General features: G+C 47.0%; 10 protein-coding genes and 3 pseudogenes. 4 read left to right on the top strand and 9 right to left on the bottom strand.

Going from position 1 to position 17,723, the window contains the following annotated elements; translation table 11 throughout:
* Positions 1-164 precede the first annotated feature (164 nt).
* Positions 165-1,070, bottom strand: a complete 906-nt coding sequence (locus ACNFVB_RS06345; RefSeq protein WP_430736909.1) for a hypothetical protein — start codon at positions 1,068-1,070, stop codon at positions 165-167.
* Between the two features lie 595 nt (positions 1,071-1,665).
* On the opposite strand from ACNFVB_RS06345, the gene ACNFVB_RS06340 reads away from it, so the two are divergent.
* Positions 1,666-2,424, top strand: a complete 759-nt coding sequence (locus ACNFVB_RS06340; protein ID WP_288998863.1) for an IclR family transcriptional regulator — start codon at positions 1,666-1,668, stop codon at positions 2,422-2,424.
* 152 nt (positions 2,425-2,576) lie between these two features.
* On the opposite strand, the gene mmsB is transcribed toward ACNFVB_RS06340, so the two are convergent.
* The 8 genes and pseudogenes from mmsB to ACNFVB_RS06300 form a co-directional block, all read right to left on the bottom strand.
* Positions 2,577-3,539 (bottom strand): 3-hydroxyisobutyrate dehydrogenase, encoded by a 963-nt coding sequence (gene mmsB, locus ACNFVB_RS06335; protein WP_430736908.1) that lies wholly within the window; start codon positions 3,537-3,539, stop codon positions 2,577-2,579.
* Positions 3,540-3,631: 92 nt separating this feature from the next.
* Positions 3,632-4,890, bottom strand: a pseudogene (locus ACNFVB_RS06330) (enoyl-CoA hydratase/isomerase family protein).
* 60 nt (positions 4,891-4,950) lie between these two features.
* A complete protein-coding gene (locus ACNFVB_RS06325) occupies positions 4,951-5,733 on the bottom strand; it encodes an enoyl-CoA hydratase (protein ID WP_274632703.1) in 783 nt (260 codons plus the stop codon).
* A gap of 66 nt (positions 5,734-5,799) precedes the next feature.
* Positions 5,800-6,960, bottom strand: a complete 1,161-nt coding sequence (locus ACNFVB_RS06320; protein ID WP_198336889.1) for an acyl-CoA dehydrogenase family protein — start codon at positions 6,958-6,960, stop codon at positions 5,800-5,802.
* A 384-nt stretch (positions 6,961-7,344) separates the two neighbouring features.
* Positions 7,345-8,829 (bottom strand): CoA-acylating methylmalonate-semialdehyde dehydrogenase, encoded by a 1,485-nt coding sequence (locus tag ACNFVB_RS06315; RefSeq protein WP_430736907.1) that lies wholly within the window; start codon positions 8,827-8,829, stop codon positions 7,345-7,347.
* A gap of 313 nt (positions 8,830-9,142) precedes the next feature.
* Positions 9,143-11,182, bottom strand: coding sequence for a propionate--CoA ligase (locus tag ACNFVB_RS06310; RefSeq protein WP_201586119.1), 2,040 nt, complete (start codon positions 11,180-11,182; stop codon positions 9,143-9,145).
* Positions 11,183-11,412: 230 nt separating this feature from the next.
* Positions 11,413-13,082: pseudogene (locus ACNFVB_RS06305) on the bottom strand (fatty acid--CoA ligase).
* A 192-nt stretch (positions 13,083-13,274) separates the two neighbouring features.
* A complete protein-coding gene (locus tag ACNFVB_RS06300; RefSeq protein WP_299038035.1) occupies positions 13,275-14,492 on the bottom strand; it encodes an MFS transporter in 1,218 nt (405 codons plus the stop codon).
* A gap of 804 nt (positions 14,493-15,296) precedes the next feature.
* On the opposite strand from ACNFVB_RS06300, the gene ACNFVB_RS06295 reads away from it, so the two are divergent.
* The 3 genes and pseudogenes from ACNFVB_RS06295 to ACNFVB_RS06285 all read left to right on the top strand — a co-directional run bounded on the left by ACNFVB_RS06295 (position 15,297) and on the right by ACNFVB_RS06285 (position 17,692).
* On the top strand, positions 15,297-15,824 hold the full coding sequence (locus ACNFVB_RS06295; protein ID WP_430736906.1) for a hypothetical protein: 528 nt from the start codon (positions 15,297-15,299) through the stop codon (positions 15,822-15,824).
* A 172-nt stretch (positions 15,825-15,996) separates the two neighbouring features.
* A complete protein-coding gene (locus ACNFVB_RS06290; RefSeq protein ID WP_430736905.1) occupies positions 15,997-16,770 on the top strand; it encodes a hypothetical protein in 774 nt (257 codons plus the stop codon).
* Positions 16,771-16,949: 179 nt separating this feature from the next.
* Positions 16,950-17,692: pseudogene (locus ACNFVB_RS06285) on the top strand (hypothetical protein).
* Positions 17,693-17,723 lie beyond the last annotated feature (31 nt).

Below are 17,723 nucleotides of genomic sequence, written 5' to 3'. Positions count from 1 at the left end.
TGAGGATCTCCAGCCAACATCTAAGGCGTAACATGTCCTCTATTTAATCGCTAGTCATCTTACTACTTGTTACTACTTGTTATTACTCAGCGCACAAAAAAACGACCCTAATAAATAGGATCGTTTTTTGTTTATTTAATAACAGCCATTAGACTGTGATTAAATTAGAAGCGGTAAGTTGCACCAACTTTTACGATTGGCATCCACTCTAAGTAGTCTTTATCTTCTAGCTCTTGTTCTGCCATATTAGCAACACCCTGAGCAGTTTCGCCCGCTACTTCAACTCTGTCACCGTTACCATCTTGGATAAAAATTGGGCCACCGCTAGTATTACTTGCAGTTACAGTTGCATCAGTTTTACCCATGTATGCAGCACCGATTTCACCGAATAGACCAAAGTTATTGGTAATATTTGGGCGGAAACCAATAGTCGCATAAGGCGCTAATTTGTTACGATGCTCCATAGTACCTTGTAATGCTCCAACAGATTCTGCATCATATTTTGTATCGTTGATTTTATAAAAGCCACCTTCTGGATTCGCAGTTACATCGATATCGTTATCCGGTACGATGATACCAGCACCCATAGTGAACCAATTGCCAGTAGGACGTAATTGTACGCCTAGGTATGGGTTACTAAAGTCAGAGTCTACATCATAGTTTACATCGTTTGCATCAAAGTCGCCGCCAAATAGGTCAGCAACATCACCACCTGCCCAACCAGCTTGTAGTTCAGTTTTTTCATTCAAACCCCAAGCGATATTGGCACCATAACCTAGTGTACCAACTTCAGCACTGACAGCAGCTGGGTTGATAGCTGTTTGGAAGAAAGTCTTAGTACCACCAACGACGGCGCCAGTGGTGTTACGTACCACACCAGCATCAGCATTGTATGCATAAGCAGGTTCTGCAGCGACAGCGACTGGCTCTGCTTCATAAGCCACCGCAACTGGCTCTGCTTCATAAGCGACAGCTGTGTTGTCATCAACAACGACAACTGGCTCAGCTGCTAGTGCAGCAGTTGAAGCCAAAACGGCAGCAGAAATTGCTGTTAGTTTAATAAGTTTCATAAATACTCTCCTAAAGTGTGGAATAACTCGCCCAAAAAAAATGACAATTTAGTTCTTTTTAAATCCATCATTTTGTTGAGCAGATTAAAACAATTTTGGCTCAAAAAGTCACCCCTACAGACGCGCTTTTTATTTGCCATTATGTAAAGATTGCATAGGTATTGTAATAATTGCTACATCAACCGGCAAAACTTCAACTTTCTGTTACACAACGCTCTCAAAGTGATTCAACAGCGTAGACATGATTTTTAAGTGACTTAATACTCATGTAAGGATATTACAAAATATGTCATTATCATCGCTTACTGACGTCTCAGCTTCAATAACAGTTATATAGCTTATTACTACAGATTGTTGTGTTTTGTGAGTTGACGTATCTAGGGGTGTTTTTGGACAAAAAAATCAGTTAGGAAAATAAACGACATAAATGTCTTGTTATACCACGACTAACGTTTGTCTAAGCGTTATATTGTGCTAAATTAGAGACAGTAATAATCCAGTTACAAAGCCTCAGGTTTATGATTTTTTGTTATAATTATTAACGCGTTGCAAGCGACTGCGCTTTCTCCTCTTTTATTATTATCGAGCCATTTATATGCCTAAAGTATCGTCGATTACCCGTGTGTTAGAGATTATAGAAGCGGTGTCTTATGCTTCTAAGCCGCTCTCTCCACTTGAGCTATCGCAAGAGCTGGACATTCCAAAACCGACCATCCATCGTTTGATTCAAAATCTGGTGGATGAGGGGTTTGTCACTGTTGATATCGGCGGCGGCATCATACCTGGCAAGCGAGTGCGCAATTTGAGCGTTGAGCTGTGGCAGCAGCGCCAGTTTTTTAATGAGCGGCAGATGATTTTGCATAAGCTGGTCGAGGAGATCGAAGAGACTTGCGGGATTGCGATTCCTTATCACATGAATATGCTCTATACCAACCGCGCGCAGACCTCACTACCTTTGCAGATTTATCTGCCTGTGGGCGTCAAGTCTCCGATGTGGTGTACAGCAACAGGTAAGCTGTATCTGAGCCAGCTCTCTACCACCAGCCGTAACAAGATATTGAAAGGCTTGCCTTTGGATAAATTTACCAAAAACACCATCACAGATATCGATGCGCTCAATCAAGAGCTGGATAAAATCGCTGAGACAGGGGTCGGTATCGACAACGAAGAGTTTATCTCGGAGATGGTGGCGGTGTCTGTGCCTGTATTAGATAAGAAGTCACGTTATCTGGCCTCTTTGTACTTGCATGCGCCGACTATACGCGTGTCATTAGACGATCTGATGACGCATGTGCCGCGCCTGCAGACAGCCGCTCAGGATATTCAGACTTTGGTCTATGAGCTACAAAACTAAGCAGAATTTTATAACCAAAAGGTCTGCGCTATCTGTGATAGCGCAGACCTTTTTTGCTTTGAGAAGAGTGCCTTTAGTAGCTTTGTGCGTTCGAGACAGATATTTCAAAGACTAGATATTTCAAAGACTAAGCAATTCAAGAATTAGGCACTTTAAGACAGCACCGAATGGTCATGACGCCCCATGATACTAGAAAAATCTTTATCGCCATTTTCGCGCGCGTGATCGTCGTAGAGCTCTGTCGCCTTGGCACCCATCGGTGTCTCGACCGCGGTATCTTTGGCAGTTTGCATGGCAAGATTGAGGTCTTTTTGCATCAGCTTACTCATAAAGCCGCCTTTGTAGCCCTTGCTCGAAGGCACGTTTTCTAACACCTGAGGATAAGGGTTATAAACCTCCAGCGTCCAGTTTCGCCCAGAGCTTTGTAGCATGATGTCAGACAATACTTTGGCATCGAGGCCGTTTTTTACGCCTAGATTGATGGCCTCTGCCGTCCCTGCCATCAAGATACCTAAGAGCATATTATTACAAATTTTGGCGACCTGTCCTGCTCCATGCTCGCCTGCATGAAAGATGTTTTTGCCCATCACCGCCAGTATCGGCTCCGCTTTGGCAAATGCGTCGGCATTACCGCCAACGATGAAAGTCAAACTACCAGCGATAGCACCGCCTGTACCGCCAGAGACGGGCGCATCTAAAAAGTCTATACCAAGACCAGTTGCGGCGTCTGCTACCAATCTGGCGTCAGCGGCAGCGATGGTACTACTATCGATGACCAGTGTGCCCTTGGGCAGCTCTGCTAGCAAGCCATCAGATCCATTCTCACCTAGATAGACAGAATGAACGTGCTTGCCCGCTGGCAACATACTAATCACAACATTCGCATTGCTCGCCGCCTCTTTTGGGCTGGTAGCGACGCTGGCACCTGCTTGCTGCAGGCGCTCGCATGCTTCTGCAGATAAGTCATATACTGATAGCGGATAGCCTGCCTTTAATAGGTTTTCTGCCATCGGTGCGCCCATATTACCAAGACCAATAAAGGCAATCGTTGGTTTTGCCTCGGCACTCTTTGCTGTATTTGCTGTATTTTTGGTATTTGTGTCCTTCATACCCATCTCATCACTCCTTGATGATTGATTTTTTATGTTATTGCCAGTAGCGCCTGCTCGGCTGCCTAGGCATATCTGCTCTTACTTTTAGTAGACTGTTAGTTATTGATAATCTGACTCCCCAAAGCCTCACTGCCCAGCCAGCCTTCCAGTGGGTGCTCGCCTGCCGCATAAGGATTGGTGAAATGCTGATAAATGTATGCCTGTCCATCGGCGCTGAGACAGTCTGCCAATGAACGCGACCAATTAGGGTTACGGTCTTTGTCAATCAGCAGCGCCCGTACGCCTTCTTTGAAATCAGGGTTGGCAGCGCAGTGTACAGCGACATTGGTTTCTAGGTACAAGACCTGCTCAAGCGATAGGTCTGCAACTTGATGATACAGTGCGTAAGTCAACGCCACCGTCACAGGGCAGCCTGCTCGATAAGTAGCAACAGCGCGCTGCGTCCAGCTGTCTTGCGCAAAGTCGGCATCTAACTTCTCCAACGCCGCGTCGCTTTGCAAGATGGCATCAATGTCACTCAATCCGCCGCTATTCATTAACTGTCCAATGGCATGCCAATAGGTGGCCAGTTTGCTAGCGGGCAACTCAGTGACAGGCTGCGCCGCCAGTGCACGGCTGACGATATCGTGCGCGCTGTCATGCTGGCGCTGATGACTGGTGTCTCTACGGTCGGCGGCTTGCTGCCAATCGCTTTGTTTGAGACGTTGTAAGATGGCATCATAATCACCGCTGCTCACGGCATACTCAGCTAGATTGGACAAGATGGCATCGTTGCCATTACACATCGCCCCAGTCAGGCCTAAAAACAATCCCATCTTGGCGGGTATACGCTGCAAAACCAACTACCAGAGGCATCAGGGAACAGCCCAATGGTCACCTCAGGCATGGCAAAGCGCGTACGCTCAGTGACCACACGGTGGCTACATCCTGCCATCAGCCCCATACCGCCGCCCATAATGATGCCATCGCCCCAGAGTATCAGCGGCTTGGAATAAAAATGCATCTGCCGATAGAGACGGTACTCATGACCAAAAAACTCTGTCGCATAAGGGTTAGGTAGTGGTGCAGACTCTGACATGCTGTCATATAGCTTGCGAATATCACCACCTGCACAAAACGCCTTGTCGCCTGCGCCCTTGAGCACCAACGCCACTACTTGCTCGTCACACTCCCACTGCTCTAATTGCGCAGCCAACAATTGACACATCTCGACACTTAGGGCGTTGAGAGATTTTGGTGTGTTAAGCGTCATAATGCCAATGAGATGACCACAGTCTGTCTGTTCAGTATCAAACAATACTGGCGCGGCAGGCGTAGCAGCGTTTTGATTATTGTTATCTGTTGAGGTTGTCATAAAAGACCTACAAAAAGTAAAATGAATATTAGGGCGTTTTATCAAGACAGTCTTGGGTATTTATTTATTTTGCCAAGTTGGCTGACGTTTTTCTAAAAATGCTTGCACGCCTTCGCGCTGATCTTCGGTATCAAACAGCTTTACAAATGCTTCGCGCTCATGGATGAGGTTTTGCGCAGGCGGGTTATGTCTAGCTGCTTGGATAAGCGCTTTAGAATAACTAACGGCAACAGGAGACTGTTTGGCGGCTTTTTTTGCCAACGCTTGTGCTGCTTGTAGTCCTGCGCCTTTGTCCACAACTTCCTCAACCAAGCCGATACGCAAGGCCGTCTCGGCATCGACGCGTTCGCCGCACAATATCATACGCTTGGCCCAGCCTTCACCCACCAGCATCGGCAGATTTTGTGTACCACCAGCACAAGGTAATAATCCCACACCTGTCTCTGGTAGTGCCATCTGGGCGTGTGCTTCTGCGATACGGATGTCACAGGCCAGCGCGCACTCAAGCCCGCCGCCCATAGCGTAGCCGTTGATGACTGCAATACTAACGCCGCGATAAGCAGATAAGGCTTCAAACGCTTCGCCAAAAGCAATGGCCATGCTGATGGCTCGGCCTTTGTCACCGTCTGAGAAATTATTTAGGTCCGCCCCTGCTGAAAAGAACTTTTCACCATCGCCATGAATGATTAGGGCATATACCTCATCATTGGCATTAAGATCCGTCACCAACTGCTTGAGCGCGGGCAGACTATCCATCGTCCACGTATGAGCAGGTGGATTATTTAGTGTCACGGTGGCGATGTGACCATCAATAGCTAGGTTGAGATTGGTGTAATCCGTCATAAGTAATCCTTTATTTTTATCACTATTTTTGAAATGAAGACACGCCATAAACACTGAATACCAAGATTAGCGTAGCTGGCTCAGCGCATCATCGTGCATCAGCTGACGCGAGACGATCACGCGCATGATCTCATTGGTGCCTTCTAATATCTGATGGACGCGCAAGTCTCGCACGTGACGCTCAAGCGGATACTCATTGAGATAGCCATAGCCACCATGCAGTTGTAGTGCTTGGTTGGCCACATCAAAGCAAAGATCGGTAGACAGACGTTTTGCCATCGCACAATAGGTCGATGCTTGGCTGTCTTGATTGTCGACTTTGTTGGCCGCCAGATACAGCATTTGCCGTGCGGTAATGGTCTGGGTCAACATATCAGCAAGCTTGAATTGCACCGACTGCAGACTGGCAATCGGACTGCCAAACTGGCTACGCTCTTGCACATAATTGGTCGCGGTCTCAAGCGCCGACTGCGCTGTACCGACCGCACAGATACCGATATTGATACGTCCACCGTCCAAGCCTTTCATCGCAATACGAAAACCTTGGCCTTCCTCGCCGATTAGATTTTCGGCTGGGACTTTGACATTTTTAAAGCTGATGGTGCGTGTGGGCTGTGCTTTCCAGCCCATTTTGTGCTCGTTTTTGCCGTACTCAATGCCATCGCTATGGGCATCGACGACAAACGCTGATATACCTTTGGGTCCGGCGGCGCCTGTTCGTGCCATGACGACCAGTACATCGGTCGCGCCTGCGCCCGAGATAAAGGTCTTTTCGCCATTTAACACATAATAGTCGTCCTGCTTGTCGGCTTTACTGCGTAGTGAAGCCGCATCCGAGCCGGCATTGGGCTCGGTCAAGCAATAACTGCCCAGCCACTCACCACTGACCATCTTTGGTAGATATTTTTTACACAGAGTATCGCTGCCATACTCACCGATCATCCAGCCTGCCATATTATGAATACTCATATAAGCGGCGACCGCGGTATCGCCCCATGCCAGCTCCTCAAACACCATGGCGGAGTCTAAGCGCGGTAACCCAAGGCCGTCATACTCTGGATTGGTATACAGCCCCAAAAAACCAAGCTCGCCGGTTTTTTTGATGACATCGACTGGGAAATGTGAGGTGCGGTCCCACTCAGCGGCGTTTGGTTTGAGCTCTTTTTGAGCAAACTGTTTGGCGGTTTGGCGAAAGGCGATCTGGTCGTCGGTCAATGAAAAATCCATGGGGTCATCCTTGTGCATGCATTACAAATAGAGTAAAAATGGGTCAGCCGTGCCTGTTTTAACGTCGGTTAACGGTATGATTGATACCGTGTCGGTCATAAAGCAACGGTCATAAAGTGTCGGGTTATACAGTATAACAGCGGTATAACGTCATCGACACATGCTTGTATGGCAAAAACACACATGGCGACAACCAGCAAGATATAGTCGATACACTCTAAAAATGTCATAGCGCTACTGGGATGCTGTTTTTAAATGTAGGTTGCGCAGCCTCTGGGTACGCAGCACGCAAGTAACATTTATACCAGTAGCGCGTTTAAATCCATAACAGTTTTACATTCAGCTAACTATAGACACTATACCGCAATGACACAAACTAAGGCATTATATCGAAATAGTGGTATTGACCCCGCGGCTGGCCTCGTCATCAAACCAGCGCGCTGTGACCGTCTTGGTTTGGGTATAAAACTGCACCGCTTGTTTGCCATAAGGACCCAAATCACCGAGTTTACTGGCACGTGAGCCTGAGAATGAGAACATCGGTAGTGGCACAGGAATTGGCAAGTTAATGCCGATCTGCCCGACCTGCACGTCTTGCTGGAACTTATGTGCTGCGGCCCCTGATTGGGTAAAGATAGCAGTGCCGTTGCCATGCGGGTTGGCATTGAGTAGCTCAATCGCCTCATCTAAGCTATCGGCGCGCATGATACACAGCACAGGGCCAAAGATCTCTTCTTTATAGATTTGCATGCCGCTTGTGACATTATCAAAGATAGTCGGTCCTACAAAGTTGCCTTTTTCAAACCCTTCAACCGTGATACCACGACCATCAAGCAGCAAGCTCGCCCCTTCTTCTACCCCTGTACCGATGAGATGCTCAACGCGTGCTTTTGCCGCAGGAGAAATCAGTGGCCCCAAATCCTTATCGTTTTTACCAGCAGATACCACTAGGCTCTCAGCTTTAGCCTTTATATCATCGATCCACTCGCCTGCCGCACCGACCAGCACCACGACAGATAGCGCCATACAGCGTTGACCTGCTGCCCCAAAGGCTGCGCCCGCTAGCTGATTGAGCGTTTGCTCTTTATTGGCATCTGGCAAGATAACGCCGTGGTTTTTTGCACCCATCATACACTGAGCACGCTTGCCTGATTGGCTAGCACGTTCATAGACATGCTTACCCACAGCGCTAGAGCCGACAAACGATACCGCTTTGATATCTGGATGATCACAGATGGCATCAACTGTGGCTTTGCCACCATGTACGACGTTTAGCACGCCTTCAGGGACACCCGCTTCGATAGCCAGCTCTACCAGACGCATGGTCACCATCGGGTCTTGCTCAGATGGCTTTAGGATAAAAGTGTTGCCCGTGGCAATCGCCATCGGGAACATCCATAGCGGAATCATCGCTGGGAAGTTAAATGGCGTGATACCCGCGCAAACCCCAAGCGGCTGCCAGATACTATAAGTGTCAACGCCTGAAGCGACATTTTCGACAAAATCACCGATTTGTAGGTTGGCAATACCTGCAGCATGCTCGACCACTTCTAAACCGCGGAACACATCCCCGCGCGCATCAGCGATGGTTTTGCCCTGCTCTGCTGTCAAAGTCTCTGCCAGCTCATCCATATGCTCGCGAATCAATTGCTGGTATTTTAAAAAGATACGTGCGCGCGTGGTGATGGGTGTTTTGCGCCATGTTTGAAAGGCTGTTTGAGCCGCGGCGACGGCTTGATTGATTTCATCATCCGTGGTCTGCGGCACTTTGGCGATGACCTCTTGGCTAGCAGGATCGGTGATATCGATCCACTCGTTGGTAGTAGAGTCTACAAACTGACCATTGATGAGCTGCTGAACGTGGTGCATAAGATATCCTTATCTTGTCTGCGAGACGACCTTGTCGAGGTGTCTAGTTATACTTAAAAGGGATAAAAAACCAAAAGTTTTTATTGGATTAACAATTAATTTAAAATGATTTATTTTGTATCGTTATTGACTATAGCAATAAAACAAATTTAGGGTCAAGGGCTTTATCAAACTTTTATCTAAGATTTTTGGCTATCTGCATTTTCTTATCATCAAAAACCAAAAAGCCCATGAGCGAGCATGAGCTTTTTAGTATTTAGATTGTATTTTGACTTATTGGGAAAGCCGCCATAAGAGAAGATTCGGGCGTGCCCTAGTAATCCTGCATAGATTGTTTGACTGCATCGATTGCAGTTGGGTTATCGAGTGTCGACATATCGCCCGTGGGTTTGTTTTCTGCTAAGGCACGAATAGCGCGGCGCAAGATTTTGCCAGAGCGGGTCTTTGGCAGTGCTTGCGGGAAATAAATAGCTGCCGGCCTTGCGATACCGCCAAGCGATTTTACCACCGCACCGATGACCTGCTGCTCAATGCGAAAGCGGTTTTCGGTCGTTTTCACTTGCTCATGATCTTTTAACACACAAAAAGCAATCGGCAGCTCGCCTTTTAACTCATCTGCAATACCGACGACCGCGCATTCCGCCATCTCAGGATGGGTACTGATGGCCTCTTCTACCTCTTGGGTACCGATACGATGACCGGCGACATTGATCACATCATCGGTACGCCCTAAGATATAAAAATAGCCGTCTTCATCAGTGACTGCATAGTCTGAGGTTGAGTACTGCTGACCATCAAACAAGCCAAAATAGCTACTCATAAAGCGCTCATCGTTGCGCCATACCGTGGTGAGACAGCCAGGCGGTAGTGGTGCACTGATCGCCAGCAATCCTTTTTCGCCTGCTGCGCATGGCTCGCCCGTCTCTTCGTTGAGAACGCGAGCATCATAGCCATACATGGGATAACCAGGTGAGCCTTGCTTGTGCGGTTTGTGATTGAACTTGGGCGTGTTGCTCAAAATTGGCCAGCCGGACTCTGTTTGCCAGTAGTGGTCTAAGATCGGAACGCCTAAATGCTTGGTCAGCCAATTGGCTGTTGACTCATCAAGTGGCTCGCCTGCTAAGAAAAACGACTTGACGCTTGAGACATCATAACGCGTCATCCATGTCTCATCTTGCTTCTTGAGCATACGCACACCCGTCGGTGCGGTAAATAAGATATTGACTTTATTGGCCTCGACGATTCGCCACCAGATACCTGGGTTTGGGCGATGCGGCAGACCTTCATACATCACACTGGTCATACCAGCGAGCAATGGCGCATAGATGGTATAAGAGTGCCCGACCGCCCAGCCGATATCTGATATCGCCCAAAAGGTCTCGCCGGCTTTGCCATCATAGATATAATCCATCGAGGTGGTCAGGGCGACTGCATGACCGCCGGTATCGCGCTGCACACCCTTTGGCGTACCGGTCGTACCTGAGGTATAAAGCAAATAAGATGGTGTGTTGGACTCTAGCCACACCGGCTCAACAATGGCATTGGCTTCGCAGCTAATGCGGCGCTGCTCAGCATAGTCGACATCGATGGCTTGCGGCTCAAATGGTAGCACCCCGCGATTGACCACCAATACATGCTCGGGCTTGACCGTTGCTTGCGCCACACCTTGATTGACCAAACTCTTATAATTGACCACTTTACCGCCGCGTAGACCTGCATCGACAGTGATGACCATTTTTGCCTCGGCATCATCCATACGAATGGCGAGGTTGTGCGCGGCAAAGCCACCAAATACCACCGAGTGCACCGCACCGATACGAGCGCAGGCCAGCATGGCATAAGCCGCTTCTAAAATCATCGGCATATAGATGATGACGCGGTCACCCTTGCCGATACCATGACGCTGTAGCACATCGGCAAAATAATTGACTTCTTTATAAAGGTCATTGTAGGTCAGGCGGCGCTTGGCATAATCGGTATATAGCTCGACATGGTTACCCAAGTCCTTGAACGCATCAACAATAGCAGGAAAAGTCTCTATCAGCTCTTGGTTAATCTCAGAAGACAGCCAAATAAAAGCATCTTGCTCGGCGCGCTCTGCTAGATGACGATCGACACAGTTATAGCATAGGTTGGTTTCGCCGCCGACATACCATTTGGCAAAGGGCAGATTGCTGTCATCGAGGATTTGCTCAGGCTCTTTGTGCCAATAGATACGCTTTGCTTGCTCCGCCCAAAATTGCTCTCGATCGTGAATTGAGGCGTGGTAGATATCTGCAAATTGAGAGGCGCTGTCGGCCATATTGGTGGCTGACTCTTGAGTGGCAATAGGAGTTTGAATGGTGTCGCTCATAATAGCTGTCCTTAGCGTGACGATAGGTGGGGCAATAGGGCCTTATCAGACATTATCATAACAACATGTCTAAATGAGGTACTGGTCATCCTTACCAGAACTAAAAAACCGATACGTTATGTATCGGTTTAAAATGTAGCAGAGCAATCGATAAAGGTCAACTATTATGCCTATATTCTCATCGATATTTTAGCACAGGCAGGTGCATCATGGGTGCCCATTTTTGTCTATCAAACCTCTGTTTGATCGGCGTACATCTCTCGCATGACTTTTTTATCGTGTTTTCCGACTGAGGTCTTTGGCAAATCATCGACAAACTTAAACTGACTTGGGACGCCATATTTGGGAATGATACCACGCTCGACTGCTTTTTCTGCGATGGCTTTGATATCCTCGACTTTAGTATCTTGGCAGGCAGGTTTTAGGACAACCAACGCCAGCGGACGCTCGCCCCACTGCTTATCACGCACCCCTATCACCGAGACATCAGCCACTGCTGGATGTAGAGACAAAATCGTCTCAATCTCTAATGATGATATCCACTCACCGCCTGATTTGATCACATCTTTTAGACGATCAGTGATACGGATATAGCCATCAGGGCGTATGTATGCGATATCTTGAGTGTGCATATAGCCGTTTTCCCACAGCTCTTTGCCAGCATCGTCATTTTTAGATAGCTTTGGGTTAGCCACGGCGCTCGTAGTACCAGTTCGCCTGTCTTGTCTTTGCCTGTGCCTACTGGCTGGTTGTTTTCGCCCCATATCTGCGCATCGACCATCAGTACTGGCTTACCGGTCATACAGCGGCGCGCAACATCCTCTTCTTCGCTCATTTCAGGCTCATCAAGGCTAAACTCCGTTAGGCTAATCAAAGGCGCTGTCTCTGACATACCGTAGCCGGTATAGACCTCAATGCCTTGTGCTAACGCTGCCTTTGCCAGACCCTCTGTCAATCTTGAGCCGCCGATGATCATTTTTAGACCATCAAAGCTCTTATCACGATCTTGGGCTTCTTTTAGCACCATTTGTAGTATCGTCGGAACACAATGCGTAATGCTGACCTTTTCATTGATGATGAGATCGAGCAAAGTATCAGGCGCATAACGACCTGGATAAACTTGCTTTAGACCGACCATGGTGGCGGTAAACGGAAAACCCCACGCATGTACATGGAACATCGGCGTCATGGGCATATAGACGTCGCCGTAGCTGACGCCTTGCTTGTTGGGCAACATACCCAAAGTCGCTGCTTCTGTGAGCGTATGCAGCACCAGTTGACGATGGCTAAAAAACACACCTTTTGGATCGCCTGTCGTACCTGAGGTATAAAAAGTCGTGGCGATGGTATCTTCATCAAAATCTGGAAAATCAAATTCACTATCAGCCGCTGCCAGCAGTGCCTCATACTCTCCTGTGACGCGGTTTTGATTGCCGCCAAACACACCCTCATGCGACACCCCATTATCATCTAGCCAAATAATATGCTCGATACTGGAGTTTTCAAACTGATAGTCTTTAACCAACGGCGCAAACTCAGAGTTGAGCAACAGCACTTTGGGCTTGGCGTGGTTGATGGTATAGAGGATTTTTTCTGGTGATAGGCGGATATTGACCGTTTGTAAGATATACTCTGACATCGGAATCGCAAAATAAGACTCAAGATAGCGGTGGCTATCCCAGTCCATGACCGCAATCACGTCGCCGGCATCTAAGTGAAGGTCTGCCAGCACATTGGCTAAGCGATTGATACGCGTAAACAACTCTTGATAAGTAAAGCGCTGTTTATCTGCATACACGATTTCTTGCTCGAGCGAAACCGTCTTAGCACGATTAAGAAGCTGTTTGACAAGCAATGGATAGTCATAAGCAGAGGGGGCGCTATGATAAGCATTTGACATAAATCTCATTTCCTTTGAGGGTGTTCGTTATTTTCGTGTTTTAACATGGCTTAGTAATTCAGTTTGCAGGTTTTGGCCATTTGAATACTAATAATTTCAAATCAAGATACGCTTAATACTAAAAAAATTTAAATGTGCTGTAAAGTGAGCTTGCGTAAGTGGTAGGCTAACAAGCGATCATAGCTGTATAGGCTAAGCAGCTTTTGACTTGGTTTTTATCATGCCAAAACTTGCAATCAGCAGCGCTAATACTTGTACGAATAATAGCAGCCATACCGTAAATTGCCATTGCCCATAAGCATAAGCTAGACCGCAAAGCCAAGCGCCTACCGTGCCGCCTGCGTAATAGAACAAATAATATAACCCTGAGGCTAGCGAGCGGCCTTGTTTGACATTGACCGCGATATAGCTGATGGTCGCCGATTGAGTAACAAATACCCCTGAGGACATCACCCCTAGGCCGATAACGATCAGCCATAAAGGCGTCGCTAGCGTCAACAGCACTCCAAGCATCGAGATAATGACCGCCACTATAATCGTGCGCGCTGAGCCAAAGCGGCGCAATAGAATAGTCGATAGCGGCGTAATGATCACCCCTATCAGATAAACGGCAAAAATATTCGCAAGTGCGCCGGTACCTAAGTTGTATGGTGTATCAGCGAGATATAGATTAATAAAGGTAAAACAGCCCACCAGTGAAAATAGCACGCAAGCGCCAAGTAAGCAGGCGGTGACCACGTAGCGATTGACAAGATGCGAGCTGAGCGTTTTTATGGCGGAGCGAAAGTTTGGATTGGCCACAAAATGCTTCGAGCTTGGTAGCGTCTTTGCTACCCAAAGGGCACTAATCAACGTCAATATAGCTAACACATAATACGCCTGTCGCCAACCAAAGAATTCATGCAAGTGGCCTAATAAAAACCGGCCCATAAAGCCGCCAAGCACCGAGCCTGAGACATAAAAAGACATCAGCTCAGTCACACTTGAACCCTCAAACTCCTCGCCGATATAAGCTATGATGACCACAGTAATACCTGGCACCGACAAGCCTTGGACAAAACGCCATAGCCCTATCCACTCGATAGTCGTACTCTGAGCAATCAGCGCAGTAGGTAGCGTCAAAAACAGTAAAGCGCCAACGACAAACGACTTGCGCCCTACTGCGTCCGACAACATACCCAAAAAAGGCGACATAATAGCGATAGCTAAGATTGTTGCGCCCACAACCATGCCTGCTTGTACTTCAGTCGCCGAAAAATCTGCCATCAGTACAGGCAAAATCGCTTGGATAGAATAGACTTGCAAAAAAGCAAACACTCCGATCAGACCAATGGTTATTTTTAGGATGAGTGAGGGCGCGTTGCTGAGTGATGACGAGCTATTTCGAATTTGATTAAGAGAATGATTCACAAAGTACTGACTATATTGGACGCTAAAAAGCGTAAGTAAAAAGAAAGTAGCGCTCTAGATATTTTAATTACCTACTAACCCTTAGCGCTTATTAATTAATGAAGCACTATAGCACGAGCGATATCGGTTTTAAGGGCACAAAATGTTATTGATACTTATCACCTAGGCTCTCAAGTGGCTCGGTGTTCTATCTGAGTATGGACATTCTTAAACGTCCAGCAAAAACAACGTCCAACAAGTCCTAAGCTTATACATCGCTCCCTTTGACATATTAACTATTAAAACCTACTATAAATCGGCTTTTATCAGCTTACTCTCTTGTTAAGATTGACTATTAAGCAATGCACTGAACTTTTTAAAAGACAACTATCAAAAGACAACTACTATGATAAATTGCCTAACGCGTTTGAGTATAGCTACAATCACAATAGCTACCTACGCGCTACTGTCTACAGCGCCTGCTTCAGCTAAGATTACACTAACAGAAACGACACAGACAGTGCCAACGCCAACCTCAACGTCGGTAGCATCGCTAAACCAAGATGTCACTTGTATTCCTGACAGTGCAATTAGCGCTGATAATTTAAGTCAAACAAAAAATAACGGACCCTTTAACATTGCTAGCAAAAAGTACCACGTGAGTTAGTAGACGGCTTTGGCGGTGGCACTATTTACTATCCGACTAACGCTGGCAACTGCGGACGTTTGGGCGCAATTGCTGTGATACCTGGCTACGTCTCTTATGAATCGTCGATTAAATGGTTGGGACCCCGCCTAGCTGCTTGGGGCTTTGTCGTGATTACAATGAATACCAACTCTATTTATGATAGACCCGATAGCCGCGCTAAGCAGCTAAGCCACGCTTTAGATTATGTAATCAGCGATAATACAGTAGGCAATATAGTAGACCCTGATCGCTTAGGGGCAATAGGTTGGTCCATGGGCGGGGGCGGCGCGCTCAAACTGGCATCTACGCGTAGCAACGTACGCGCCATTATGCCACTCGCCCCTTATTATGATAGAAGCTATGGTGAAGTAACAACGCCGACTTTTATTATCTCCTGTGAGTACGATGTTATTGCGGCTAATAACAAGTATACCAATTTGTTTTATAAACAAGCGACAGGGCCTAAGATGAAGATTGAGGTCAATAACGCCAGCCATCTATGTCCAAGTTACCGCTTGAATGAAAAGCTACTAAGCAAGCCTAGTATCGCGTGGATGCAGCGTCATATCAATGGCGATACCCGCTTTGATCAGTTCTTATGTGGTCGAGAAGACTATAGCATAAGCCCGCGTATATCGAATTATGATTACGCTGACTGTCCGTAACTGACTTACATACTTGGCTTGTATGTTCCCTGTACAACAAAAGTTACCGTAGGGATAAGTCTAACTAATTAAGCGTATTATGGTTCCCGAATGAATAAAAAGCATTATTCAAAAAACCATTTAAAAGACTACTTTTATACATTCGTGAACGTCATTCACTATAGAGGCTTATATGTCAGAAGAATTTAAAAAAGATCAGATACATGACCTAGGCGCTGGGTTTTGGAACATTAGAGGCTCTTTTGTCAGAAATGGTATGGTCGATATCGGTAATCAATCAGCGCTCGTTAAGCTAGCATCAGGGAAGTTTATTTTGCTAGATAGCTATACTTTAACTGGTGAGGTGCGCGAGCAAGTGCTGGCGCTGACCAATAATGGTAAAGATATTGAAGCCGTGCTCAATGTCCATCCTTTTCACACTGTGCACTGTGCGCGCGTTGCCAAGGATTTTCCGCACGCTACTTTTTATGGTAGCGCTCGCCATCATAAGCAGGTACCCGAGGTCAACTGGAGCAAGGATTACGTAGAAAGCGAAGCTGTAACCCAGCGCTACCCTGAGCTACAGTTTTCACAACCAAAAGGTATCTATTACATCGCCCCAGACGACTCCGTACATTCAGGCTCGCTTCTCGTCTATCACCCTGCCAGTCAAAGCCTCTATGTCGACGATACCTTTGAGATACCGCCATCAAAGAAGTTTAATGATGTGCAAGCCGGTATCAACCTACATGCGACCACACTTAAAGCATTAAAAGATGAGCCTGACGCTGGCAAAGCGTACTGCGACTGGGCGACAAAGCTTGCTCAAGAGTGGCGAGAGGTGCGTAACTTTTGCGGCGCCCATTCTGGTCTAGTCGTCTTTGCAGAAGGTGAGTTTGAAGCTGCATTGCTATCGAGAATTGATAACGCGCGCGCTGATTTAGAAGCGGCCTCTAGCCAGACTTAATCGAAAGGCCTAATCGATATGCAGTTACGGCAACTGTAAAGCTTGGGACAAGTTACAAAAGTTGTGTAACGATACTAGCGGCTTGAATCCATTACTATTTACTAGTGACTTGTTTATCAAATGATGTACTATCATAGAGTTTACAATTAAAATTATTAACATCATGGAGGAGAACAACCATGGCAGAAAAGATACATGATCTAGGGTCTGGGTTTTGGAACATACGCGGCGAGTTTCGCATCGGCGGCGTTATCAATATCGGTACGCAGTGCTCGCTTATCAAATTAGAGTCCGGCAAGTTTATCTTCTTAGACAGCTATAAGCTGACAGGTGAAGTGCGCGATAAAGTGATGGCGTTGACTAATAACGGTCAAGACGTCGAAGCAGTACTGAACGTACATCCATTCCACACGGTTCACTGCGCACAGATGGCACAAGATTTCCCGCAAGCTACCTTTACGGCAGTACTCGCCATGCCAAACACGTACCAGAGGTGGACTGGAGTGAAGACTTGGTTGAAAGTACGGCAGTCGCTGAGCGCTATCCTGAGCTTGAGTTCTCTATGTCACAAGGCATCGATTATATCCATGCTAATGAAATGATTCATGCCGGCTCGTTATTGGCTTATCATCCTGCGAGTAAAAGCTTGCACGTTGATGATACCTTTATGAGCCCTCCTTCTAAATTGCTTGAAAAAATGTTGCCTGAGGTGATGCTGCATCCCACAACCAAAAAAGCGCTTAAAGACGAGCCTAATGCAGGTAAAGAGTACTGCGACTGGGCGACTCAAATTGCTCATGACTGGGACGTACGTAACTTCTGCGCCGCGCACTCTTACTTAGTCAAATTTAAAGAAGGTGAGTTTGAAAAAGCACTTTTAAAGGCTATCAATAAGGCCCGTCCAAAGCTTGAGAATGCTTAAGCCATAGTTGATTCTGAATAAGATATATCGG

Source organism: Psychrobacter sp. VH5, from assembly GCF_050572635.1.
Taxonomy (GTDB): domain Bacteria; phylum Pseudomonadota; class Gammaproteobacteria; order Pseudomonadales; family Moraxellaceae; genus Psychrobacter; species Psychrobacter celer.
This window is presented reverse-complemented; position numbering and strand designations above follow the sequence as displayed.